18 protein-coding genes are annotated in these 23,966 nt (G+C 62.9%); 14 read left to right on the forward strand and 4 right to left on the reverse strand.

Annotated elements, in window-relative coordinates:
* Together GTP41_RS16215 and GTP41_RS16220 are read left to right on the forward strand one after the other, a co-directional pair.
* A partial coding sequence (locus GTP41_RS16215; RefSeq protein WP_229502912.1) for an Ig-like domain-containing protein occupies positions 1-419 on the forward strand: 419 nt, incomplete at its 5' end.
* A 199-nt stretch (positions 420-618) separates the two neighbouring features.
* Complete coding sequence (locus tag GTP41_RS16220) at positions 619-2,346, forward strand: S8 family serine peptidase (protein ID WP_161026623.1); 1,728 nt, start codon at positions 619-621, stop codon at positions 2,344-2,346.
* A 57-nt stretch (positions 2,347-2,403) separates the two neighbouring features.
* Here the strand turns inward: GTP41_RS16220 and GTP41_RS16225 are convergent, their stop codons facing one another.
* Positions 2,404-3,270: a PEP-CTERM sorting domain-containing protein gene (locus GTP41_RS16225; RefSeq protein ID WP_161026624.1), complete on the reverse strand. Its 867-nt coding sequence runs from the start codon at positions 3,268-3,270 to the stop codon at positions 2,404-2,406.
* A gap of 235 nt (positions 3,271-3,505) precedes the next feature.
* Here GTP41_RS16225 and GTP41_RS16230 point away from each other — a divergent pair, with 235 nt between their 5' ends.
* From GTP41_RS16230 to GTP41_RS16260, 7 genes are all read left to right on the forward strand, one after another.
* Positions 3,506-4,969, forward strand: coding sequence for a protein adenylyltransferase SelO (locus tag GTP41_RS16230; RefSeq protein WP_161026625.1), 1,464 nt, complete (start codon positions 3,506-3,508; stop codon positions 4,967-4,969).
* 9 nt (positions 4,970-4,978) lie between these two features.
* On the forward strand, positions 4,979-5,374 hold the full coding sequence (msrB, locus tag GTP41_RS16235; protein ID WP_161026626.1) for a peptide-methionine (R)-S-oxide reductase MsrB: 396 nt from the start codon (positions 4,979-4,981) through the stop codon (positions 5,372-5,374).
* A gap of 8 nt (positions 5,375-5,382) precedes the next feature.
* Positions 5,383-6,012: a septation protein A gene (locus tag GTP41_RS16240; protein ID WP_161026627.1), complete on the forward strand. Its 630-nt coding sequence runs from the start codon at positions 5,383-5,385 to the stop codon at positions 6,010-6,012.
* Entirely contained in the window at positions 6,009-6,281 is a 273-nt protein-coding gene (locus tag GTP41_RS16245) for a BolA family protein (RefSeq protein WP_161026628.1), read from the forward strand. Before GTP41_RS16240 ends, GTP41_RS16245 begins: the two co-directional genes overlap by 4 nt.
* Before the next feature lie 90 nt (positions 6,282-6,371).
* Complete coding sequence (locus tag GTP41_RS16250; protein ID WP_161026629.1) at positions 6,372-7,151, forward strand: peptidylprolyl isomerase; 780 nt, start codon at positions 6,372-6,374, stop codon at positions 7,149-7,151.
* Between the two features lie 63 nt (positions 7,152-7,214).
* Positions 7,215-7,991 carry a peptidylprolyl isomerase gene (locus GTP41_RS16255; protein WP_161026630.1) on the forward strand — a complete coding sequence of 259 codons (777 nt, stop codon included), beginning with the start codon at positions 7,215-7,217 and terminating at the stop codon, positions 7,989-7,991.
* A gap of 47 nt (positions 7,992-8,038) precedes the next feature.
* Positions 8,039-8,692 (forward strand): DNA alkylation repair protein, encoded by a 654-nt coding sequence (locus GTP41_RS16260; protein WP_161026631.1) that lies wholly within the window; start codon positions 8,039-8,041, stop codon positions 8,690-8,692.
* A 101-nt stretch (positions 8,693-8,793) separates the two neighbouring features.
* On the opposite strand, the gene purL is transcribed toward GTP41_RS16260, so the two are convergent.
* Positions 8,794-12,837, reverse strand: coding sequence for a phosphoribosylformylglycinamidine synthase (gene purL / locus GTP41_RS16265; RefSeq protein WP_161026632.1), 4,044 nt, complete (start codon positions 12,835-12,837; stop codon positions 8,794-8,796).
* A 241-nt stretch (positions 12,838-13,078) separates the two neighbouring features.
* On the opposite strand from purL, the gene GTP41_RS16270 reads away from it, so the two are divergent.
* Both GTP41_RS16270 and GTP41_RS16275 read left to right on the forward strand, forming a co-directional pair.
* Complete coding sequence (locus GTP41_RS16270; RefSeq protein WP_161026633.1) at positions 13,079-14,689, forward strand: tetratricopeptide repeat-containing response regulator; 1,611 nt, start codon at positions 13,079-13,081, stop codon at positions 14,687-14,689.
* 12 nt (positions 14,690-14,701) lie between these two features.
* Positions 14,702-16,339, forward strand: coding sequence for a tetratricopeptide repeat protein (locus GTP41_RS16275; protein WP_161026634.1), 1,638 nt, complete (start codon positions 14,702-14,704; stop codon positions 16,337-16,339).
* Here the strand turns inward: GTP41_RS16275 and GTP41_RS16280 are convergent.
* Positions 16,336-19,941 (reverse strand): hydantoinase B/oxoprolinase family protein, encoded by a 3,606-nt coding sequence (locus GTP41_RS16280; RefSeq protein WP_161026635.1) that lies wholly within the window; start codon positions 19,939-19,941, stop codon positions 16,336-16,338. The genes GTP41_RS16275 and GTP41_RS16280 overlap by 4 nt on opposite strands.
* 53 nt (positions 19,942-19,994) lie before the next feature.
* Here GTP41_RS16280 and GTP41_RS16285 point away from each other — a divergent pair, with 53 nt between their 5' ends.
* Positions 19,995-21,518, forward strand: coding sequence for an NAD(P)H-hydrate dehydratase (locus GTP41_RS16285; RefSeq protein ID WP_161026636.1), 1,524 nt, complete (start codon positions 19,995-19,997; stop codon positions 21,516-21,518).
* Positions 21,519-21,523: 5 nt separating this feature from the next.
* Here GTP41_RS16285 and GTP41_RS16290 read toward each other — a convergent pair whose 3' ends face one another.
* The gene (locus GTP41_RS16290; protein ID WP_229502913.1) at positions 21,524-22,243 is read right to left on the reverse strand and encodes an ABC transporter ATP-binding protein; all 720 of its coding nucleotides are present in this window, start codon (positions 22,241-22,243) and stop codon (positions 21,524-21,526) included.
* Between the two features lie 4 nt (positions 22,244-22,247).
* Between GTP41_RS16290 and GTP41_RS16295 the strand changes: the two genes are divergently transcribed.
* On the forward strand, positions 22,248-22,877 hold the full coding sequence (locus GTP41_RS16295; protein ID WP_202419763.1) for an arylesterase: 630 nt from the start codon (positions 22,248-22,250) through the stop codon (positions 22,875-22,877).
* On the forward strand, positions 22,874-23,929 hold the full coding sequence (gene mnmH, locus GTP41_RS16300; RefSeq protein ID WP_161026639.1) for a tRNA 2-selenouridine(34) synthase MnmH: 1,056 nt from the start codon (positions 22,874-22,876) through the stop codon (positions 23,927-23,929). Before GTP41_RS16295 ends, mnmH begins: the two co-directional genes overlap by 4 nt.
* The last annotated feature ends 37 nt before the right edge of the window (positions 23,930-23,966 follow it).

The following is a 23,966-nucleotide window of genomic DNA, read 5'->3' on the forward strand; positions in this document are numbered from 1 at the left end:
CCACCGACGCGGCCGGCCCTTACAGCTTCGCCTGGGACACCACCACCCGTGCCGATGGCGCCACCAGCATCGTCGCCAAAGCCTACGACAGCTCCGGCAACGTCGGCACCAGCACCATCAACGTCACTGTGGGCAACAACGTCGTCGCCGACACCACCGCGCCGGTTGTGAACATCACCAACCCGGTCAACGGCGCCACCATCTCCGGCAACGTGAACATCGGCGCCAGCGCCACCGACAATGTGGCCATCGCCAACGTCAGCCTGTATGTGGACGGCGTGCTGAAGGCCACCGGCAACGGTTCCGTGACCTATACCTGGAACGCCCGCAAGGAAGCCAGCGGCACCCACACCATCCAGGCCATTGCCCGCGACACCGCCGGCAACAGCACTACCAAGACCGTACAAGTCGTTAAGTAAATCTCCCGCTCCACCAAATGCCGGCCTGCGGGCCGGCATTCTCTTTTCTATCACGCACAAGTGTCACTTCTACCATGATAGTTGCTGCGCATAATTACGTAAGTCGTTGAATACGCACAATGTTTTCCTCGGATAAAATTTGCGCGGCATAACTTCTGGTATCGCTCACACCACTCATTTTTGCAATAAGGACGCCTCAATGAAGATTCACACCACCGCCAGCTACCTCTCCTTGGCGCTCGCCGCCGCAGCCAGCCCGGTTCTCGCACAGGATGTCGAGCCGGAGCAGTTCGCCAGCGGCCGCATCCTGGTATCGCCCCGTCCCGGCCTGCCGGAAGCGGCGTTCAAAAAGCTCCTCAAGGATCACGGCGGCAACGCGGCCCGCAAGCTCAATGGGCTGAATGTGTATGTGGTGGAAATGCCCCATGGCCGTGAGAAGGCCCTGAAGCAGGCGATGAAGCGCAATCCCCATGTGAAATTCGCCGAGCTGGACGGCGTACTGCAAATGCAGCAAACCCCGTCCGACCCGTACTACGCCAATGAGTGGCACCAGGCCAAGATCGGCGCGCCATCGGCATGGGATATCGCCACCGGCAGCGGCGTCACCATCGCCATCCTGGATACCGGCGTCGATGCAACGCACCCGGACCTGGCGGCCCGCATCGTCCCAGGCTGGAATACCTACGACAACAACAGCAATACCTCCGATGTGTATGGCCACGGCACCAAGGTGGCGGGCGCCGCTGCGGCCGCTGGCAACAACGCAGTCGGCGTGGCAGGTACCGCTTGGAACGCCAAAATTATGCCGATGCGCATCAGCGACACCAACGGCTACATCACTTACTACAGCATGGTGGCCAACGCCATCACCTGGGCCGCCGACCGTGGCGCCCGTGTCGCCAACATCAGCTACGGCGTGCAACACGTGGCTTCCGTGCAGTCGGCCGCGCAGTACATGCGCAACAAGGGCGGCGTGGTGGTGACCGCCGGCGGCAACAACGGCGCGCTGGATTCGAACGCTGGCACCCCGACCATGCTGACCGTGGCCGCCACCGATGGCAACGATGTGCGCGCCAGCTGGTCCACCTACGGCGCACCCATCGACCTGAGCGCGCCGGGTGTTGGCATCTGGACCACGGTCAAGGGCGGCGGCTATGGCGCCGTCAACGGTACCTCTTTCGCCAGCCCGGTCACCGCCGGCGTTGTGGCGCTGATGCTGTCGGCCAATCCGGCCCTGAAGGCGGAGCAGATCGACTCGATCCTGCTCTCCACCGCAGATGATCTTGGCACTGCCGGGCGCGACACCTACTATGGCGCCGGGCGCGTCAACGCCTACCGCGCTGTGTTGGCTGCCAAGTCGGCCGTCACCAGCGATACCCAGGCGCCCACCGTGGCTATCGCGTCGCCTGGCAGCTCGGTCAAAGGCATTGCCAACATCAATGTCAGTGCAACGGACAACCTGAGCGTAAGCCGGGTCGAACTGTATGTCGGCGGCGCGCTGCTGGCGAGCGACACCACCGCGCCGTACAGCTTCGCCTGGGATACCAGCACCCGCGCCGACGGCGCCACCACGCTGGTGGCCAAAGCTTATGACAGCTCGGGCAATGTCGGGACGCACTCGCTGAACGTCACGGTCGCCAACACGGCAGGCAGCGCCGACACCACGCCGCCGGTGGTCAGCATCAGCAATCCGGCCAGCGGGGCGACCGTTTCGGGCAATGTTGCGGTCAGCGTTACGGCCAGCGACAACGTGGCGCTGTCCAATGTGAGCCTGTATATCGATGGCGTGCTCAAGGCCAGCGGCAATGGTGCGGTCTCCTACAATTGGAACAGCCGCAAGGAGAAAAGCGGCAGCCACACTGTGCAAGCCGTCGCCCGCGATAGCGCCGGCAACACCAGCAGCAAGTCCGTCCAGGTCTGGAAGTAATCTCCCAACGAAAACGCCGGCCTGGTGGCCGGCGTTCCGTATCTAGTTCCATCAAGCTCAGCGCATCCAGCGTTGACGGCCCCGCTTGATCGCAATCGCTGCCCCGAGCAGGCCGAAGGAGAACAGGATCAGAGAGTTCGGCTCCGGAATTTCACGTGGACCGCAATCTTCGACGGCTGGATTGCAAGGCTCCTCGCCAATCGGATTGCCCGAGTAGTGCGCCCATTCCTCAAAGCCGTCATTATTTCCTTCAAACCTGGAATACAGGTACAGGTAAGCGCCGTTCTGAGAGACAGCATCGTTCAGCCCCAAGCTGGCAAACGCGCCCGCGAACATGCTGAGCGGGATATCCAGTGTCATGTCCCCGCTGCCGCTGCCGCTATTCAGCGCGTAGTTAAGCTGGGCACCATCGTCGCCCGCGCCATCCATCTGGTACACCAAGGCGCTGAGAGCCAATGGCAGCAAGTCACCCTGCCCCAGGACCGGTTCGATGCTCTGGTTAGGACTGGTGGACAGGAAGATTTGTACTTCACTCAATAAGAGGAATGGATTGGCTTTGGTCTGGTTGATGTCGAGCAGGAAGCGCATGACCTCGCCGCCGGCGTCGGCACCATTGATATCGATAAAGCCAATGGAGCCCACAGTCACCTCGTGGTTGTAGGTGTCCGTGCCGTCGTTCTGGTAGGTATTGCTGACCCTGGTGTTATAGGCCTGGACCGTGGCTTGATTGTCGCGGATCCGCACAAATGGATCGATCACGCCCGACCCGGTCGATTGTGGTGGAACCTGAGTATAGGTAGCGCCATTGATCGTGCCGAATGCTCCGGCAGTTGTTAAATCAAGCGGCGCAGCTTGTGCTCCGATCCCAACCCCCAGCGCTAGCGCCGCAAATGCCGGCGCGAGTAGTGTTTTTATAACGCTCATGTTACCCCCAATTTTTGTTGGACTGCACCGGAGTAACTCGCATAAAGCATGCCTGTTGATAGCACCTTAGTATTTTCAATGGCTTACACTCAGCAGTTTGACTGCGCAGTCATGAGTTGTAAAACTTTCCGACAGAAAGCCATTTGAAATCAAGAACTTAAAGCTTCCTTAAGGCCATTATTTTTGCCTTGTAGTACATACGTGAAGTCGCCAGCTGCGTTACAATTCGCCGCATATGACAGCTGCCCTCTTCCCTTTTGAAAATTCCTTCGCGGGCTTGCCGCCTGTGTTTTATACCCGCCTCGTGCCTACGCCGCTGCCAGCGCCCTACCTGGTTGCGCTCAGCCCGTCCGCCGCCACGCTGATTGGCGCCGATCCCGCTGCACTGCGCAGCCAGGAAAGCGTCGAGACGCTGGTTGGCAATCGGGTGGCCGAACGTTCGCAACCGCTGGCCGCCGTTTATTCAGGGCACCAGTTCGGTGTCTGGGCCGGACAGTTGGGCGATGGCCGCGCCATCCTGCTGGGCGATATCGCCACGGCCGATGGCCCGCTCGAACTGCAGCTCAAGGGCGCCGGCCTGACGCCCTACTCGCGTATGGGCGACGGACGCGCCGTGTTGCGCTCCTCGATCCGCGAATTCCTGTGCTCGGAAGCGATGCATGGCCTTGGCATTCCCACCACCCGCGCCTTGTCGGTGGCAGGCTCGGACCAGGGCATTGTGCGCGAGTCGATCGAAACGGCCGCCGTCGTGGTGCGCATGGCGCCCACCTTCATCCGCTTTGGCTCGTTCGAGCATTGGTACTACAACCGCAAGCCCGAGGAACTCAAGCAGCTGGCCGACTATGTGATCGAGCGTTTCTACCCTGCCCTGCAGGACGAGGAAAACAAATACGCCGCGTTGCTGGAGGAAGTCACCCGCCGCACCGCGCGCATGATCGCACACTGGCAGGCGGTCGGCTTCATGCATGGCGTGATGAATACGGACAATATGTCGATCCTGGGCCAGACCATCGATTACGGCCCGTTCGGCTTCATGGAAGGCTTCGACGCCAACCACATCTGCAACCACAGCGACAACCAAGGCCGCTATTCCTATGCCAACCAGCCGCAGATCGGCCACTGGAACTGTTACGCCCTAGCCCAGGCTCTGCTGCCGCTAATCGGCGAAGTCGAGCTGACTCAGGAAGCGCTTGATGTCTACCAGCCTGAGTTCGCGCGCCACATCAACCAGCTGTTGCACGCAAAACTCGGCTTGGAAACCACCCAGGAAGGCGATAGCGAGCTGCTTGACGGACTGTTCGCCATTCTTCAGGCCAACCATGCCGACTACACGATTTTCTTCCGCCGCCTGAGCGGGCTGCGCGCAGCCGGTGCGGAAGGCGACGAGCCGCTGCGCGACCTGTTCATCGATCGCGCCGCGTTCGACCAGTGGGCGGAAGGCTACCGTGCGCGCCTGCGTGCCGAGAACAGCAACGATACGGCGCGCAAGCTTGCGATGGATCAGGTCAACCCCAAGTATGTCCTGCGGAACTATATGGCACAGGTGGCGATTGAAAAGGCGCAGAATAAGGACTTTTCCGAAGTCGAGCGCCTGCGGGCCCTGCTCGAACGCCCGTTCGACGAACAGCCTGAAAATGAACATTATGCGGCCCTTCCGCCAGACTGGTCCAACCAGCTGTCGGTGAGCTGCTCATCTTGAAAGAAGAGAATGGATAAAGTCGTCAAACCGGACGCCGAATGGCGCGCCCAGCTCGATGCACTGGAGTATCAGGTCACTCGCCACGCCGCCACCGAGCGCGCCTTTACCGGCAAGTTCTGGGATCACCACGAGCATGGCATCTATACCTGCGTCTGCTGTAACACACCGCTGTTTGAATCCGACGCCAAGTTCGATTCCGGCTGCGGCTGGCCAAGCTATTTCAAGGCGCTCGATCCGGCGAATATCATTGAGAAAACCGACCGCTCACATGGTATGCTGCGCACCGAAATCATCTGTGCAGTATGTGATGCCCACCTGGGCCACGTGTTTCCCGATGGCCCGCCGCCAACCGGATTGCGTTATTGCGTGAATTCGGCCTCGCTGCGTTTTGATCCCAAGCCCTAACAATAAGCATGAAATTCATTTTCGACCTGTTTCCGCTGATCCTGTTCTTTGGCAGCTATAAATACGCCGGCAGCAACCAGGAAGCCGCCCATGCGTGGCTGAATGGCCACCTGAGCGGCCTGGTATCGGGCGGCGCCATTCCGGCCTCGCAAGCCCCTATCATTGTCGCCACGATCGTTGGCATCCTTGCCACGGCCGCCCAGGTGCTGTATCTGCTGGCGCGCCGCAAAAAAGTCGATGGCGCGCTGTGGGTGTCCCTGGTGGTGTTCGTGGTCTTCGGCGGCATGACCATCTATTTCCATGATGACAACTTCATCAAATGGAAACCGACGATTATTTATTGGGCGCTGGCGACCGCCATGCTGGTGGCCTACCGCTTCTTCGATAAGAACCTGATCCGCCTGGCCATGGAAAAACAGGTGCAATTGCCCGAGCACGTCTGGGTCCGCTTGCACTTCATGTGGATTACCTTCTGGCTGGTGTTGGGTTTTGTTAACCTATTTGTCGCCTTCGTGCTGTTTAAATCAGACAACGACGCCTGGGTCAATTTCAAAGCCTTTGGTGTTACTGGGCTGATGCTGGTGTTCTTTATCGCCCAGGCTTTCTATCTTTCTAAACATATTAAGGATGAAGCATGAGCGACCCGCGCCTGGCCAAGATCCGCGAGCGTCTGGAAGCGGCGCTGGCACCGCAGGAAATTGAACTGGATGATGAATCCGCGCTGCACGCCGGCCACGCCGGCGCTGCATCCGGCGGCGGTCATTACCGCCTGAAAATCGTCTCCAATAAATTCGAAGGTGTGAAACTCGTCATGCGCCATCGTCTGGTGTATGATTCCGTGCACGATATGATGCATAAAGAAATTCATGCATTGGCCATTACCGCATTGGCACCGTCCGAAGTATGATATGCGCGGAGTTTTTGGGAAGTCCTCAAAGAAGAACCTCAATTCAAAATCCCCGCAATTCAGTAAACTTTCCCGTAGGAATTAAACTAAATGACTTTCAAGCCAGCCCGCTTGCTGCTCGCACTTATCGCCGTTGCTGCCGTACCAGCTTTCGCTCAGAACGCCGCTGTTGTTAATGGCAAAGCTATCCCGTCCGCTAAAGTTGACGCCCTGGTCAAGCAAGTCACGGCCCAAGGCCAGCAGACGGATTCCCCGCAACTGCGTGAAATGATCAAGAAGTCCCTGATCGGCCGCGAAGTAATGATCCAGGAAGCCGAAAAGCAAGGCCTGTCCAAGAGCAACGAAGTGAAAGCTGCCCTGGAACAAGCCCGCCAGGACATCATGCTGAACGCCCTGGCCGCTGATTTCGTGAAGAAAAACCCGGTTGGCGATGCTGAAATCAAAGCTGAATACGACCGCGCGGTAGCCGCCGAAGGCGACAAGGAATACCACGTTCGCCACATCCTGGTGGAAACCGAGAAAGAAGCAACCGACCTGATCGCCAAGCTGAAAGGCGGCGCCAAGTTCGAAGACCTGGCCAAGAACTCCAAAGACACCGGCTCCGCTGCCAACGGCGGCGACCTGGACTGGGGCACTCCAGCCAACTTCCCTAAAGTCTTCGCTGACGCCTTCACCTCCCTGCAAAAAGGCCAGGTGACCGAGAAGCCAGTTAAGACCGACAGCGGCTTCCACGTGATCAAAGTGGACGATACCCGTCCAGTGAAACTGCCTACCCTGGAAGAAGTGAAGCCACGTATCGCCGACACCCTGGTGCGCGCGAAACTGCAGGCCTACCAGGAATCCCTGGTGAAGAAAGCCAAAGTACAATAATCCCTCACGGATCAAAGCCGGCGCCCACGTGGCGCCGGTATTATTTCAACTAAGGAATACTCGATGAAATTTAAACCAGCTACCCTGCTGTTGGCCCTGATCGCAGTTGCTGCAACCCCTGCTTTCGCCCAGAACGTCGCTACCGTGAACGGCAAAGCCATCCCGGCCGCCCAGATGGACGCTGCTCTCAAACAAGCAGCCGCCCAGGGCCAGCCGGATTCGCCGCAACTGCGCGAAATGATCAAGAAGTCCCTGATCGGCCGTGAAGTGCTGGTGCAAGAGGCCACCAAGCAAGGCGTTGCCGCCAGCAAGGACGTGAAAGACGCCCTGGAGCAAGCTCGCCAGGACATCATCATCCGCGCCCTGCTGGTTGACTACGTCAAGAAGAACCCAGTGAGCGATGCCGAGATCAAGTCCGCTTACGAGCAGTTCAAAGCCACCAAAGGCGACAAGGAATACCACGCGCGCCACATCCTGGTGAAAACCGAAAAAGAAGCGACCGACATCATCGCCAAGCTGAAAGGCGGCGCCAAGTTCGAAGAGCTGGCCAAAGTCTCGCAAGACCCGGGTTCGGCGGCCAACGGCGGCGACCTGGACTGGTCCCCTGCCGGCCGCTACGTCAAGCCGTTCGGCGACGCCATGGTGGCACTGAAGGACGGCCAGTTCACTGACAAGCCGGTCCAGTCCGAATTCGGCTACCACGTGATCAAACTGGAAGGCTCGCGCGCCGCCAAGGTGCCGGCACTGGAAGAAATCAAGCCACAGATCGCCGAGTCCCTGACCCAGCGTAAAGTTGCGGCTTACCGCGACCAGCTGGTTGCCAAAGCCAAAGTGCAATAATCCCGGGCCCTGCCCAGATAAAGCGCCCCACGGGGCGCTTTTTTATTATGCCGACCACACAAGATATTATTGCCGCCCTGACGCCGCTGGCCGACGCCGCCCGCGCCCCGGCCATGCGCGCTTATATGCGCGACCAGTTTGATTTCCTCGGCATCGCCACCCCCGAGCGCCGCGCCGCAATAAAACCAATTGCCCGCGAGTTGCGCCACGCCACACCGGCCGAATTAATCGCCCTGGCGCAGGAATTATGGGCCCTGCCTGAGCGCGAATATCAATACGCCGCGCTCGATATTCTCGCCGCGAATTGGAAGCAATTAAGCACGGGCGAGCTTCCGGAATTAATGGCCCTGGTGCAGCAGAAATCCTGGTGGGATAGTGTGGATGGCCTGGCCGCTATTATTGGCGATATCCTGCGTGGCGAACACGACGGTATGGATGAGGCCCTCGCGCACAACGACTTCTGGGTGCGCCGTATCGCCCTGCTGCACCAACTGGGCTGGCGCGAGCGCACCGACCAAGAGCGCTTGTTCCGCTACGCGCGCGCCTGCGCGCATGAGCGCGAGTTCTTCATCCAGAAAGCTGTCGGCTGGGCGTTGCGCGACTACGCGCGCCATGCGCCCGACGCCGTGCGCGCCTTCCTCGCCGGGCCGGGAACCAGCCTCGCAGCCCTAAGCCGTCGGGAAGCCGCCAAGCACCTGTAAGCTGCACCTTGGCGCGATCGCGCCAGAAGCTGGCGTAAATCGGTGCCGGTGGGACGAAAAAAAGGCCGGGAATCCCCGGCCTTTCTTATCGCACCGGCGCCTTAGCCGATGAACTTGCGGGCGTTGCCCCACATGCGCGCCCAAGGCGAATCCTCGCCCCAACCGTCTGGGTGCCAGGAGTTCTGCACCGTGCGGGAAACACGCTCAGGGTGCGGCATCATGACCGTGAAGCGGCCATCAGCCGTGGTCACCGAAGTCAGGCCGCGCGGTGCGCCATTCGGGTTATATGGATAAGCTTCGGTAGCTGCGCCTTTATTATCAATAAAGCGCAACGCGCCAATCGCCTCATTAATATTCCCGGTCTGGCTGAAATCAGCAAAACCTTCACCGTGCGCAATAGCGATCGGTGCCTGGGTGCCGGCCATACCCTGCAGGAAAATAGAAGGCGAATCCATCACTTCCACCATCGAGAAACGCGCTTCGAATTTCTCGGATTTATTGGTGGTGAATTTAGGCCATGCATGCGCGCCTGGAATCAGCGATTTCAGGTTCGACATCATTTGGCAGCCATTGCAAATACCCAGGCCGAAAGTATCGGTGCGGTGGAAGAATTTCTGGAATTGCTCCGCCATTTCCGGATTAAACAGGATCGATTTAGCCCAGCCTTCACCCGCGCCCAATACGTCGCCATAAGAGAAACCGCCCACCGCGATAATGCCCTGGAATTCATCCAGAGAAACCCGGCGGGAAATCAGGTCGCTCATGTGCACGTCGACAGCGCTAAAGCCGGCGCGGTGCATGGCCCAGGCAGTTTCAATATGCGAGTTGACGCCTTGCTCACGCAGGATGGCGACACGCGGACGCACGCCGGTCGCCAGGAATGGCGCGGCAATATTCTCGTTCAGGTCGAAAGTCACCTTCGGCTGCATGCCAGGATCGGTTTCGTCCAGCAGGCGGTCGTATTCAGCATCGGCCGTGGCAGGATTTTCGCGGACGCGGGAAATACGCCAGCTGGTCTCGCTCCACAGGCGGTGCAGTTCTGCCCGCGGCTTGTTATAGATGATCTTGGCGTCGCGGGTGAATTCGATCACGCCCCGGTCGTTCAGCTTGCCGATGATATGGCTGCAGGCGCCCAGGTTGAACGAGCGCAGCACGTCCATCACAGCCGATTTTTCGTCGGCGCGCACCTGGATCACCGCGCCCAGCTCTTCGTTGAACAGCGCAGCGAGGGTCAGCTCGTTGCGGCGTTCGGCCACCTGGCCGGCCCAGTTCTTGGCATCGCCATGGTCCATGGTGCCTTCGGCGCCCAGGGTCAACATGTCCAGGTTGATGGACAGGCCGGCACGGCCGGCAAAGGCCATCTCCACCAGGGTGGCGTACAGGCCGCCGTCCGAGCGGTCGTGGTAGGCCAGGATCTTGCCTTCCTTGTTCAGCTGCTGGATGGCGTTGAAGAAACCTTTCAGGTCTTCCGCCGAATCCACGTCCGGCGCGGCATTGCCCAGCTGGCCCATGACCTGGGCCAGGGCGGAGGCACCCATACGGTTCTTGCCGCGACCCAGATCGATGACGATCAGCGAAGTTTCGCCCAGATCGGTGCGGATCTGGGGAGTCAGCGTTTTGCGCACATCGTATACCGGCGAGAAGCCGGAAACGATCAGGGACACCGGCGAAATCACCGCCTTGTCGGCGCCATCATCCTTCCAGGTGGTGCGCATCGACAGGGAATCCTTGCCGACCGGGATCGACAAGCCCAGCGCCGGGCACAGTTCCATGCCGACAGCCTTGACAGTGTCGAACAGGGCCGCATCCTGGCCCGGCTGGCCGCAAGCGGCCATCCAGTTGGCGGACAGTTTGATGTCGGAGATATCGCTGATTGGTGCCGCGGCCAGGTTGGTGACAGTCTCGCCCACCGCCATGCGGCCCGACGCCGGCGCATCGATCACGGCCAGCGGGGTACGCTCGCCCATGGCCATCGCCTCGCCCACATAGCCGTCGTAGCTCAGGGTGGTCACGGCGCAGTCAGCCACCGGCACCTGCCATGGGCCGACCATCTGGTCGCGCACCGACATGCCGCCCACGGTACGGTCGCCAATAGTGATCAGGAAGCTCTTGTCGGCCACGGTTGGCAGCAGCAGCACGCGCTTGGCGGCCTCCTCCAGCTCAATACCGGTCAGGTCGATGGCCGGCAGCTCATTCTGCACGTGGTGCACGTCGCGGTGCATCTTCGGTGGCTTGCCGAGCAGGACTTCCATCGGCATATCGACCGGGTTGTTGCCCATTTCCGGGTCGATCACCTTCAGCTGGCGCTCTTCGGTCGCCACACCCACCACGGCGAACGGGCAGCGCTCACGCTCGCACAGGGCCTGGAACAGGGCCAGGTCGCTCGGGGCGATCGCCAGCACATACCGTTCCTGGGATTCGTTGGACCAGATTTCCTTCGGCGCCATGCCGGACTCTTCCAGCGGCACCTTGCGCAGGTCGAAAATCGCGCCGCGCTTGGCGTCATTGGTGATTTCCGGGAAGGCATTGGACAGACCGCCCGCCCCCACGTCGTGGATCGAGATGATCGGGTTCTTGTCGGCCAGCTGCCAGCAGCCGTTGATGACTTCCTGGGCACGGCGCTCCATTTCCGGATTGCCGCGCTGGACCGAGTCGAAGTCCAGGTCGGCGGTATTGGTGCCGGTCGCCATCGAGGAAGCGGCCGAGCCGCCCATGCCGATGCGCATGCCCGGACCGCCCAGCTGGATCAGCAGGCTGCCGACAGGTATGTCGTTCTTGTGGGTGTGGGAGCCGGAAATATTGCCGATACCGCCAGCAATCATGATCGGCTTGTGGTAGCCCATCACGGTGTCCTTACCACCGGCAAACTGCTGGCCGATGTTCTGCTCGTAGGTACGGAAATAGCCTGCCAGTACCGGGCGGCCGAACTCGTTCGAGAACGCGGCGCCGCCCAGCGGACCTTCGATCATGATCTGCAGGGCCGAGGCGATGCGCTCCGGCTTGCCGTACACCTGGCTTTCGTCGCGCTTGCCGACCGGCGCGGTCACGCAAGCTGCGTTTTCCCAGGCTTGCACTGCGCCCGGGATCATCAGGTTGGAAACGGTGAAGCCGGTCAAGCCTGCCTTCGGCTTGGAGCCACGGCCGGTCGCGCCTTCGTCGCGGATCTCGCCGCCGGCGCCGGTGGAGGCGCCCGGGAATGGGGAAATCGCGGTCGGGTGGTTGTGGGTCTCCACCTTCATCAGGGTGTGCACCAGTTCGGTGGAAGGCGCGTACTCCTGGCCTTCACGCGGGTAGAAACGGGTCACTTCCGCGCCTTCGATGATCGAGGAGTTGTCCGAGTAGGCGACAACGGTACCGCGCGGGTTCTTCTCGTGCGTGTTCTTGATCATTTTGAACAGCGACTTGTCCTGCGCCACGCCGTCGATGGTCCAGTCGGCGTTGAAGATCTTGTGGCGGCAGTGTTCCGAGTTCGCCTGCGCGAACATCATCAGTTCCACGTCGGTCGGGTTGCGCTTGGCGTTGGTGAACGCTTCCAGCAGGTAGTCGATCTCGTCGTCCGACATCGCCAGGCCCAAGTCCGTATTCGCCTTTTCCAGCGCCATACGGCCGGCCCCCAGCACATCGATGGATTCCAGCGGCTTCGCTTCCAAGCTGCCGAACAGGCCGGCGGCCTGGTCCGGGTGGCGCAGCACGGATTCAGTCATGCGGTCGTGCAGCAGCGCGGCCACGGCTTGCGCCTGTTCCGCGTCCAGCTTTTTCGCCGCGCCCAGGCCGGTGCCCAGGATGCCGCCTTTCAGGTTGATGCGGTAGGCGACGCCGCGCTCCACCCGGTGGATATGGGCCATGCCGCAGTTATGCACGATGTCGGTGGCTTTGGAAGCCCACGGCGAAATGGTACCGAAACGTGGGATCACCACAAACTCTTCCACCACGCCGTCGGACTGTTCCGGCAGGGCTGGCTCACCATAGGTCAGCAGGCCGTTCAGGCGGTTCAGGTCGTCTTCGGACGGGGCCGAGGCGGAATCCACAAAGTGGATATAGCGGGCTTGGACCGACGTAATGGCCGGCAAAACTGCTTGGAGTTGGTTGAGGAGGCGTTGGCTACGGAAGGAGGACAGGGCGTTGGAACCCGGCAGAATCAACATGGTTGGGGCGTGAAGAGTGCAGCGTGGCTGCGGATTAAAGGAATACTGTGCACGAGCTGACTGGTCTTGCTGTATTTCGATTTGCCGACATTATACTTGTTTCAGCTTAAGCTTCCCACCCTTATCCACCCTTCCCCGCTGAGAGTCTGATTGGCTCGAAAGCAACATTCGTCGCCATAGGGCCTGTTTTTTGCCTCCCCTTGGAGTATTCTCCCTCCTATAACAGCCTTTTGCCCTGAAAATGCAAGAATATAGCGCCCTGTCGGTCCTGGTTATCGACCCCAACCAGCATATGCGCTCGGGTCTGCACAATATGCTGACCCAGCTGGGCATCACGCGCATCGAGCATGCCGTCAGCGCCGGCACCGCCATCCGCCACCTGGAGAAGAAGTCGTTCGACCTGATCCTGTGCGAATACGACCTGGGCAGCGAGCAGGGGCAGGATGGCCAGCAGCTGCTGGAAGACCTGCGCCACCACAAACTGATCCTGCCATCCGCCATCTTTATCATGCTGACCACCGAGGGCGTGTACAGCAAGGTGGTGAGCGCGGCCGAACTCACGCCGACCGACTACATCCTCAAGCCTTTCACGGTCGATGTGCTGGCGCAGCGCATCGCGCGCGCCGTGGATCGCCGCAGCGCCCTGCTCCCGGTGCACCAGATGACCGAGCAAGGCCGCATGCGCGAAGCGATTTTGGCGAGCGAGGTGTCTGCCGCCGCCAATCCGCGCTATGCCACCGAATGCGGCCGCCTGCGCGCCGAAGCCCTTATGGCCTTGGGCGAAATGGCCCAGGCGGAAGCCATCTACCGCGAAATCCTGGAAGTGCGCCCGCTGGGATGGGCGCAGCTGGGCCTGGCGCGCTGCCAGAAGGAACAGGGTCAGTTGCCGGCGGCGCTGGAGACCTTGCAGCGGCTGGTGGACGAGAACCCCAAGTTCATGGCCGCGTATGACATGACCGCGAGCATCCAGCAAAGCCTGGGGCAGCCGGCCGAGGCCCGCGCGGCGCTGGAGGCGGCGGTCTCGATATCGCCGCATATGGTGCGGCGCTTGCGCCACTTGGGCCAGGTGGCGTTCCAGTCCGGCGACCTGGAGGCGGCGGAGAAGACCTTCAAGCAAGTGGTGGCCAAATCCAAGTATTCCGAATTCCGCGATCCGGAAGACCATGTGAACCTGGTGCGCACACTGGTGGAGAAAGGCGACGCCAGCGCGGCGGCCAATGTCCTGCGCGACCTGGAGCGTTCCGCCCGGCCCGGCGCGGCCACCGAAGTATGCAAAGCGTATTCGGCCGCCCTGGTGCAGGGCCTGAACGGCAAGGACGAAGCCGCGCGCACGGAGCTGGGCAACGCCTTGCGTGCCCTGGGCGACGCCCGCTCCATTTCCAGCGCCGTGAAAATGGGCCTGGCGCAGAACTGCCTGCAGCAAGGCATGGACGAACAGGGCATGGAATTGCTGGATGCATTGGCCGGCGATCCAGCCAGCGGCGTGTCGGAAGCCGACGCCCTCGCCGTCTACGAACGTGCCGGCCGCGCCGAACTGGCGCAAAACGAGGGTGACAGCGTGGAGCGTTACCTCGATGGCTTGGTGCGCCAGGCTGCGGCCTACAGCGGCCAGGGCGACCAGCGCGGCGCGATCCAGGTGCTGCAGGTGGCTGTGCGCCGCCGCCCCGAGAACGCAGGACTCATGTCCGCCCTCGCCTCCGCCATCCTGCGCCTGATGCTCGATAGCGGCTGGGAGACGGCGCTCGGGGAGCAATGCGCGGCCATCCTGGTGCGCATGCGCAAAACCGATCCCCAGCATCCCATGCTGTCTGCGCTATCATCGCAGTATGTCACCCTGCGCGGTAAACAATAAGAGACAGAATCAATGCAATCGTATAGCGACCTGTCGGTGTTGATCATCGACCCCAACCCGGCCATGCGGGGCAACCTGCATAATATGCTGAACCAGGCCTCGATCACGCGCATCGAGTATGCCGTCAGCTCCGGCACGGCGATCCGCCAACTGGGGAACAAGCGTTTCGACGTGATCCTGTGCGAGTACGACCTTGGCAACGGCAGCGAGGACAGCGGCCAGGATGGCCAGCAACTGCTGGAAGACCTGCGCAACCACAAGCTGATCGACCGTTCGACCATTTTCATCATGCTGACCTCGGAAGCGGTGCAAAGCAAGGTCATGGGCGCGGCCGAACTGACGCCGACCGACTATGTGCTGAAACCCTTCACTGTGGATGGCCTGATGCAGCGCATTGCGCGCGCGGTCGACCGGCGCGCGGTATTCATGCATATCTACCAGCTGATTGCCCAGGGCCAGCAGCGCGAGGCGATTGCCGCCTGCCAGGAGGCAGAAGCCAGCAATCCACGCTTTGCCACCGACTTCGCGCGCCTGCGCGCGGAAATGCATGTCGAGCTGGGCGAGCTGGCCGATGCCGTGCTGGTCTACCAGACCGCACTGGCCGGCCGTCAGCTGGGCTGGGCGCAACTGGGCCTGGCGCGCTGCCAGTTCGGCCTTGAGCGCTACGACGATGCCATGCAAACCCTGGAGCGCGCGCTGGAAGGCAATCCCAACCTGATGGGCGCTTACGATCTGCTGGCGCGCACTTATGTGGCCATGGGCCAGGCCCCGCAGGCGAAGAAGATCCTGGAGGATGCGGTGGCGATGTCGCCCAACCTGGTGCACCGCCTGCGCCATTTGGGCGAAGTCTCCTACGAGACAGGCGACATCACGGCAGCGGAAAAAGCCTTCCGCCAGGTGGTGGCCAAGGCGCGCTATTCGGAGTTCCGCGACCCCGAGGACCATGTCAACCTGGTACGCGCGCTGGTGCGCAAGGGCGACGTCAACCAGGCATCGAACGTGATCCGCGATATGGAGCGCACCCTGCGCGCCAGCGCCAATACAGAAGTCTGCAAGCACATCTCCTCCGCCCTGCTGCTGGATGTGACGGGCCACGCGACGGAAGCTGCGTCCGAACTGTCGAATGCCGTGACGGCGGTCGGCATGGCGCGCGGCCTGTCGAACCAGTTGCGCATCGGGCTGGTGAATTCCTGCCTCAAGCACCGCCTGGACAAGGATGCGGCCGATGTCGTCATGCATATGATGAACGACAACGACAAGCCGATCACGATGGAGGAAGCGGTCGGCGTGTTTGAAAAGGCCGGCCGGCACGACCTGGCGCGCGGCGTGGGCGACAAGATCGACAACGTCATGCAGGAACTGGTCACCGAGGCGGAAGCCATGGCGCGCCAGGGTGACCACCGCGCCGCCGTGGCAACGCTGCACCAGGCGCTGCGCCGCACGCCGGGCAACCTCAAGGTGCTGTATGCCGCCGTGGGCGCCATTCTGCGCCAGCTGGACGAACTGGGCTGGGAGGCGCCGCTGGGCGAGCAGGCCGGCACGCTGATCAACCGCATCCGCCGCCTGGATCCGGACAGCCCGGCACTGGAAGCCTTGCTGATCCAGTACGCCGGCACCCAGCGCAAGTACGGTATTTCGACCACGGCCTAAGCTTCGGGGCCGTAGCCCCCGCCACCAGGCGTTTCCACCACAAAGATGTCGCCTGGCTGCATATCGGTCTTGCCGATGTGGCCCAACTGCTCGCTGCTGCCGTCCGCGCGCAGCACCGTATTGCGGCCCAGGGCGCCGGGCGCACCACCCGCCATGCCGAACGGGGCGTGGATGCGGTTGTTGGACAGGATGGCGGCCGTCATCGCTTCCAGGAAGCGCACTTTGCGCACGCCGCCGCTGCCGCCATGCCAGCGGCCAGCGCCGCCCGAGCCCTTGCGGATCTCGTAGCTCTCCAGCCGCACCGGGAAGCGGAATTCCAGGATTTCCGGGTCGGTCAGGCGCGAATTGGTCATATTCGTTTGCACCACATCCGTGCCGTGGAAGCCTTCGCCCGCGCCGGAGCCGCCGCTAATGGTTTCGTAATACTGGTACTTGGCGTTGCCGAAGGTGAAGTTATTCATCGTGCCCTGCGATGCGCCCTGCACGCCCAGCGCGCCGTACAAGGCGTTGGTGATGCAGGTCGAGGTTTCGACATTGCCCGACACGACCGAGGCGGGATAATGCGGATTCAGCATCGAGCCGGGGGGAATAATCACGTGCAGCGGCTTGAGGCAGCCGGCGTTCAGCGGAATATCGTCGTTCACCAGGGTGCGGAAAACATAGAGCACGGCCGCCATGCACACAGCCGACGGCGCGTTGAAATTGTTGTCCAGCTGGCCGGAGGTGCCGGTGAAGTCGATTTCCGCGCTGCGCTCGGCGGCATTGACGCGCAGCGCAACACGAATCACGGCGCCATTATCCAGTTGTAATTCATAGCTGCCGTCGCGCAGGGCCGAGATGACGCGGCGCACCGCCTCCTCGGCGTTGTCCTGCACGTGGCCCATATAAGCGCGCACCACCTCCAGCCCGAAATGCGCCACCATGCGGCGCAGTTCTTCCACGCCCTTCTGGTTGGCGGCCACCTGGGCGCGCAGATCGGCCATATTCTGGTCGGGATTGCGCGCCGGATAGCGCGCGCCGGCCAGCAGGGCGCGCGCTTCGGCGTCGCGCAGTTGGCCGCCGGCGGCGCCATCGACCAGTTTGAAGTTGTTGATCAGGACGCCCTCTTCCTCGATGCTGCGCGAATCGGGCGGCATCGAACCGGGCGTGCTGCCGCCGATGTCGGCATGGTGGCCGCGCGAGCCCACATAGAACAGGATCTCGCGCTCCGCCTCATCGAATACCGGCGTGATCACGGTGACGTCCGGCAGATGGGTGCCGCCGTTGTACGGGTCGTTGAGCATGTACACGTCGCCCGGCTGCATCTTGCCGGCATTCTGCCGCATCACGGTCTTGATGCTCTCGCCCATGGAGCCAAGGTGCACCGGCATGTGCGGCGCATTGGCGATCAGGTTGCCGCCCGCATCGAAGATGGCGCAACTGAAGTCCAGGCGCTCCTTGATGTTGACCGAGTAGGCAGTGTTCTGCAGGCGCAGCCCCATTTGCTCGGCGATCGACATGAACAGGTTGTTGAAGATCTCCAGCATCACCGGGTCGGCGCTGGTGCCGATGGCGCGGCGCTGCGGCAGCGCTTCAACGCGTGTCAGCACCAGGTGGTCTTGCGGCGTGACCTCGGCCTGCCAGCCCTGCTCCACGATGGTGGTGGCATTGGCTTCCGCGATGATGGCCGGGCCCTTGATGATGTCGCCGATGCGTGTGGTGTCGCGTTTGAACAAACCGGTGTCATGCCACTGGCCCGCGCTATACATACGCACCAGTTGTGTCGGCGCCAGCGCCGCCTGGCGCGGCGCCTGTTGCGGCAGCGCTTCGGCCGGGGCGTCGGACTTGCCGATCGCCTCCACCGAGACCGCCTCCACCACCAGGGCCTTGGCCGGCATCAGGAAGGAGAAGCGTTTGCGGTAGGCGGCCTCGAACTGCGCCTGCATGCTTTCAATACTGTCGAATAACACCAGCAAGGCCGAATCGGTGCCTTCGTAGCGCAAATGCGCGCGCCGGATCACGCTGATACGCTGGTCGGCGACGCCTTGCGCGTGCAGGGCGGCCACGGCCTCTCCGGCCAGGCTTGCCAAACGCGCTTCCAGCGCGGGCAGCGCCTCCGGCGCCAGGCGCAGCTCGACCGCGCTTTCGCGCATGGCGGTCTGGTCGGCCAGGCCCATGCCGTAGGCCGACAGCACGCCGGCCAGCGAGTGGATGAAGACCGTCTTCATGCCCAGCGCGTCGGCCACCAGGCAGGCGTGCTGCCCGCCCGCGCCGCCAAAGCTGGTCAGGGCGTACTCGGTCACATCGTGGCCGCGCTGGACGGAAATCTGTTTGATGGCGTTGGCCATATTGCCGACCGCGATCTCAATAAAGCCTTCGGCGACTTTCTCCGGGGTGGTGGCGGCGCCGGTGGCGGACGCGATCTCGGCGGCCATGGCGGTAAACTTTTCGCGCACGATTGCCGCATCCAGCGCCTGGCTGCCATCGCTGCCGAACAGTTTAGGGAAGAAGCCGGGCTGGATCTTGCCCAGCATGACATTGCAATCGGTGACCGCCAACGGGCCGCCACGGCGGTAACTGGCGGGGCCGGGGTCGGCGCCCGCGCTATCAGGCCCCACGCGGAAGCGGCTGCCGTCGAAATGCAGGATCGATCCGCCGCCCGCCGCCACGGTGTGGATGCTCATCATCGGCGCGCGCATGCGCACACCCGCCACCTGGGTCTCGAAAACGCGTTCAAACTCACCGGAGAAATGCGACACATCGGTCGAGGTGCCGCCCATATCGAAGCCGATCACCTTTTCGAACCCGGCGGCGCGGCTGGCGCGCACCATGCCGACAATGCCGCCGGCCGGGCCGCTCAGGATGGAATCCTTGCCCTGGAAGGTGCGGGCGTCGGTCAGGCCGCCGTTCGATTGCATGAACTGCAGGTTCACGCCGGGCAGCTCGGACGCCACCTGGTCCACATAGCGGCGCAGGATGGGCGACAGGTAGGCGTCGACCACCGTGGTGTCGCCGCGCGCGACCAGTTTCATCATCGGGCTGACCTGGTGCGAAACAGAAACCTGGGTATAGCCGATGTCGCGCGCAATCGCCGCCAGCGCGGCCTCGTGTGCGGTGTAGCGATAGCCGTGCATCAGCACAATGGCGATGGAGCGCAGGCCCTGGTCGAACTGCGCCTGCAACGCGGCCCGCGCGGCGCTTTCGTCGAGCGCCTGTACGATGTCGCCGTGCGCGCCCATGCGCTCATTGATTTCCACTGCCTGCTGGTAGAGCAATTCGGGCAGCACGATATGGCGGTCGAACAAGCGCGGCCTGTTTTGGTAGGCGATGCGCAGGGCGTCGCGGAAACCGCGCGTGATGGCCAGCACGGTGGGCTCGCCCTTGCGTTCGAGCAGGGCGTTGGTGGCAACCGTAGTGCCCATCTTGACCGCCTCCACCTGCGCCACGGGAATCGGGCCGCCGGCGGCGACGCCAAGCAGGTGGCGGATGCCGGCAAGCGCGGCGTCGCGGTAGTGTTCGGGGCTTTCGGACAGGAGCTTGTGGGTGGTCAGGCTGCCATCCGGGCGGCGCGCCACGATATCGGTGAACGTGCCGCCACGGTCGATCCAGAATTGCCAGTCCATGCCCTGCCTCGCGCTAGTCGTGAAGCCGCTATTGTAGTGCTAGAATTGCCGGCATGACGCCCTTGTTTACGATTGCTGAAATCCGTGCGATCGAGCACGCTGCGGCCCAGCGCCTGCCCGCCGGCGCCCTCATGCAGCGCGCCGGCCAGGCCGGCGCCAACGAGGCGCTCGACCTGCTGCCGTTCACCATCAGCCGCGCCCGCGTGCTGGTGCTGGCGGGTCCGGGCAATAACGGCGGCGATGCGCTGGAAACTGCCGCGCATCTCGGCCATGCCGGGGCGCAAGTCACTATCCTCCATCTTGCGCCAAACGGTGCGGCTGCGCCGGAGCGCGTGGCCGCCCTGCAGCGCGCGCGCAGTTCGCCCGCACGCTTTGCCGATATCGCCAGCGCGGCTGACGGCGCCGCCCTGGCCTCGGGCACGGACTGGACGCTGGTGGTCGATGGCTTGTTCGGCATCGGCCTGGCGCGCCCGATCAGCGGGGACGTTGCGACGCTGGTGGAAGCGGTCAACGCCCTGCGCTGCCCCATCGTCGCGCTCGACGTGCCGAGCGGGCTGGACGCCGACACCGGCGCGATCGTCGGCGGTGCCGGCGGCGTCGCGCTGCGCGCAACGCACACCATTACCTTCATTGCCGATAAACCCGGCCTGCATACAGCGGAAGGCCGCGACCATGCGGGCATCGTCATCGTCAGCAACCTCGATATCGAGCGCGAGCTGTTCCCGCCCGCGCGGGCGCGCCTGAACGATGTGGCCCTGTTCGGGCATTGCGCGCGGCGCCGCCGCCACAGCTCGCATAAAGGCAGCCATGGCAGCGTGGCCGTGATCGGTGGCGCGCCCGGCATGGCCGGGGCGCCGATCCTCGCCGCGCGGACGGCGCTGGCCAGCGGCGCGGGTCGGGTCTATGCCTGCTTTATCGGCGAGGCGCCCGCCTTCGATGCGGCGCAGCCGGAACTGATGTGCCGCAGCGCCCAGGGCTATGATTTTTCCAGCGCCGTGCTGGTCATCGGTCCCGGCATGGGCAGCGCCGCCGCCAGCGCCGCGCTGCTGGGCAGCGCCCTGGGCAGCGAAAGCCCGGCCGTGCTCGACGCCGATGCGCTGAACCTGCTGGCAGCCGGCGCCGCCCTGCGCGCGCAGTTGGCACAGCGCGGGGCGCCATGCATTTTGACACCGCACCCCTTGGAGGCCGCGCGTTTGCTCGGCATTTCCGCCGCCCAGGTGCAGGCCGATCGCCCCGCAGCGGCTCGCGCTTTGGCGCAGCAGCTGGCAGCCACGGTGATTTTGAAAGGATCGGGAACGCTGATCGCAGCGCGCGATGGCGCGATCGTCGTCAATACCACCGGCAACCCGGCGCTGGCAACGGCCGGCACCGGCGATGTGCTGTCAGGGCTGTGCGGCAGCTTGCTGGCGCAGGGCTGGCCGGAATGGGAGGCAGCGCTGGCGGGCGTCTGGCTGCACGGCATGGCCGCCGACGTGCTGGTCACGGAAGGCGCCGGCCCGATCGGCATCGGCGCCAGCGAGCTGATTCCCGCCATCCGCACCGCCATCAACCGCCTGGCGGCGCATCACGGCAGCTAAGGGCCTTAATCGAGGACTGCGCCGCCCTCGGCGATGCGTCCCGCAGCGATCGTGATGGTGCGGCCGCAGCGCGCCGCGATATGGCGGTCGTGGGTCACCAGCACCAGGGTCGATCCGTGCTCGCGGTTCAACTCGAACATCAGCTGGATCACCGCTTCGCCGGTCGCCGCATCCAGGCTGCCGGTCGGTTCGTCCGCCAGCAGCAAAGGCGGCTGCGTCACGAAAGCGCGCGCCAAGGCCACGCGCTGCTGCTCGCCGCCGGACAGGAACTTGGGATAGTGTTTCAGGCGGCTGGAAAGCCCGACCCGGCCCAGCATGGCTTCGGCCTTCTCGCGCGCGCCGCTGTCGCCGGCCAGTTCCAGCGGCAGCATCACGTTTTCCACCGCCGTCAGGTGCGGCAGCAGCTGGAAGGACTGGAACACAAAGCCCAGCTTCTCCTTGCGCAGGGCGGCGCGGCCGTCCTCATCCAACGCGAAGATATCCACGCCATCCAGCACCACAGTGCCATCGGACGGGGTATCCAGGCCGGCCAGCAGGCCAAGCAAGGTCGACTTGCCGGACCCGGAGGCGCCGACAATGGCAAGCGTTTCGGCCTTTTGCACTGTAAAATCCACCCCATGCAGGATGGTCAATTCGCCGCTGGCGTCGGCCACCCGTTTGCCAAGGCCAGAAACGGAAATAGCCGCCTGCACCAACTGGCTGGAGGTCTGAGGAATATCACGCATGGTCATGTTCAATAAAGTATACAGTTTCCTTGCGGTGCTGCTGTTGTCGTTCAGCGCCGCCACGAACGCCTATTCTGCATCAAAAACCGTCCTCGTGGTGGGTGACAGTTTATCCGCCGAATACGGCATCGCTCGCGGCACCGGCTGGGTCGCCCTGCTGGAGCAGCGCCTGAAAGAGCAAAAGCTCGCCGCCACTGTGGTGAACGCCAGTGTCAGCGGCGAAACCACCAGCGGTGGCCGCACCCGCATGCCCGCCCTGTTGAGCAAGCATAAACCGGACGTTGTCGTGATCGAACTGGGCGCCAATGATGGCCTGCGCGGCCTGCCGGTACCGGCGGCGGAATCCAATTTGCGCGCCATGATCGACGCCTCGCGCAAGGCCGGCGCGCGCGTGCTGCTGGTGGGTATGCGCATGCCACCGCAATATGGCCGCGACTACACGGACCGTTTCTTCGCCATGTACGGCACCCTGAGCAAGGAGACCAAGGTGCCGCTGGCGCCCTTCATGCTCGATGGCGTGGCGCAAAAGCCGGAGTGGTTCCAGGCCGACCGCCTGCATCCGCTGGCGGAAGCCCATCCCACCATCCTGGGCAATATCTGGCCCCACCTACAGCCTATCCTTAAAAGCAAATGAAGTATCCTGAGATCCTCTCCATCGAAGACGTGCTGGCGCGCCTAGACGACTTCGACACCATTATCGATGCCCGCAGCCCCGCCGAGTACGCGCTCGACCACCTGCCGAATGCGATCAACTGCCCGGTGCTGGACGACCAGCAGCGCATCACCGTGGGAACCATGTACAAGCAAGTCGGTTCCTTCGAAGCGAAAAAGGTCGGCGCCGCGATGGTGTCGAAGAACATCGGCCACCATATCGAGACCCTGTGGCTGGACAAGCCCCGCACCTGGAAGCCGCTGGTCTATTGTTGGCGCGGCGGCAACCGCAGCGGCTCGATGGCGACCGTGCTGGCCAAGATCGGCTGGCCGATCGTGCAGCTCGACGGCGGCTATAAAGCCTTCCGCACCGCCATCAATGCCGACCTGGAAAAGACCCCGGACCTGGACTTCCGCGTGATCTGCGGCACCACGGGCAGCGGCAAGACCCGCCTGCTCGACACGCTGGAGTCGATCGGCGCGCAGGTGCTGGACCTGGAGCAGCTGGCCGCCCATCGCGGTTCGGTGCTGGGGAACATCCCGTGCCAGCCGCAGCCCTCGCAGAAAGCGTTCGAAACGTCGATCTGGGACCGCTTGCGTCGTTTCGACCGCAGCCTGCCGGTCTTCGTGGAGTCGGAAAGCCGCAAGGTTGGCTCGCTGCGCGTGCCGGGTGCCTTGATGGAGCGCATGCGCGCCTCGCCATGCGTCGCCATGCAGGTGGCGCGCGCCGACCGCGTCAAACTGCTGATCGAGGACTACCAGCATTTCGCCTGCAACGCCCCTGCCCTCAACGCCCAACTGGAATACCTGGTGCAGTTGCACGGCCGCCAGCGTATCGAAAGCTGGCAGCGAATGGCCACGGCCGGCGACATGCCGCAGCTGGTGGACGAACTGCTGGTGGATCACTACGACCCGGCCTACCTCAAGTCGATCGACCGCAACTTCGTACAGTATGACAAGGCGCTGCAACTTGAACTGCCCGATATCACGCACGATTCCTTCCTCGCCGCAGCCCGCAAGCTGCATGCGGGATAAAAAAAAGGAGGCTCCGAAGAGCCTCCTTTTTTTATGC

This window comes from Pseudoduganella guangdongensis (genome assembly GCF_009857475.1).
In the GTDB taxonomy this organism is placed as follows: domain Bacteria; phylum Pseudomonadota; class Gammaproteobacteria; order Burkholderiales; family Burkholderiaceae_D; genus Rugamonas; species Rugamonas guangdongensis.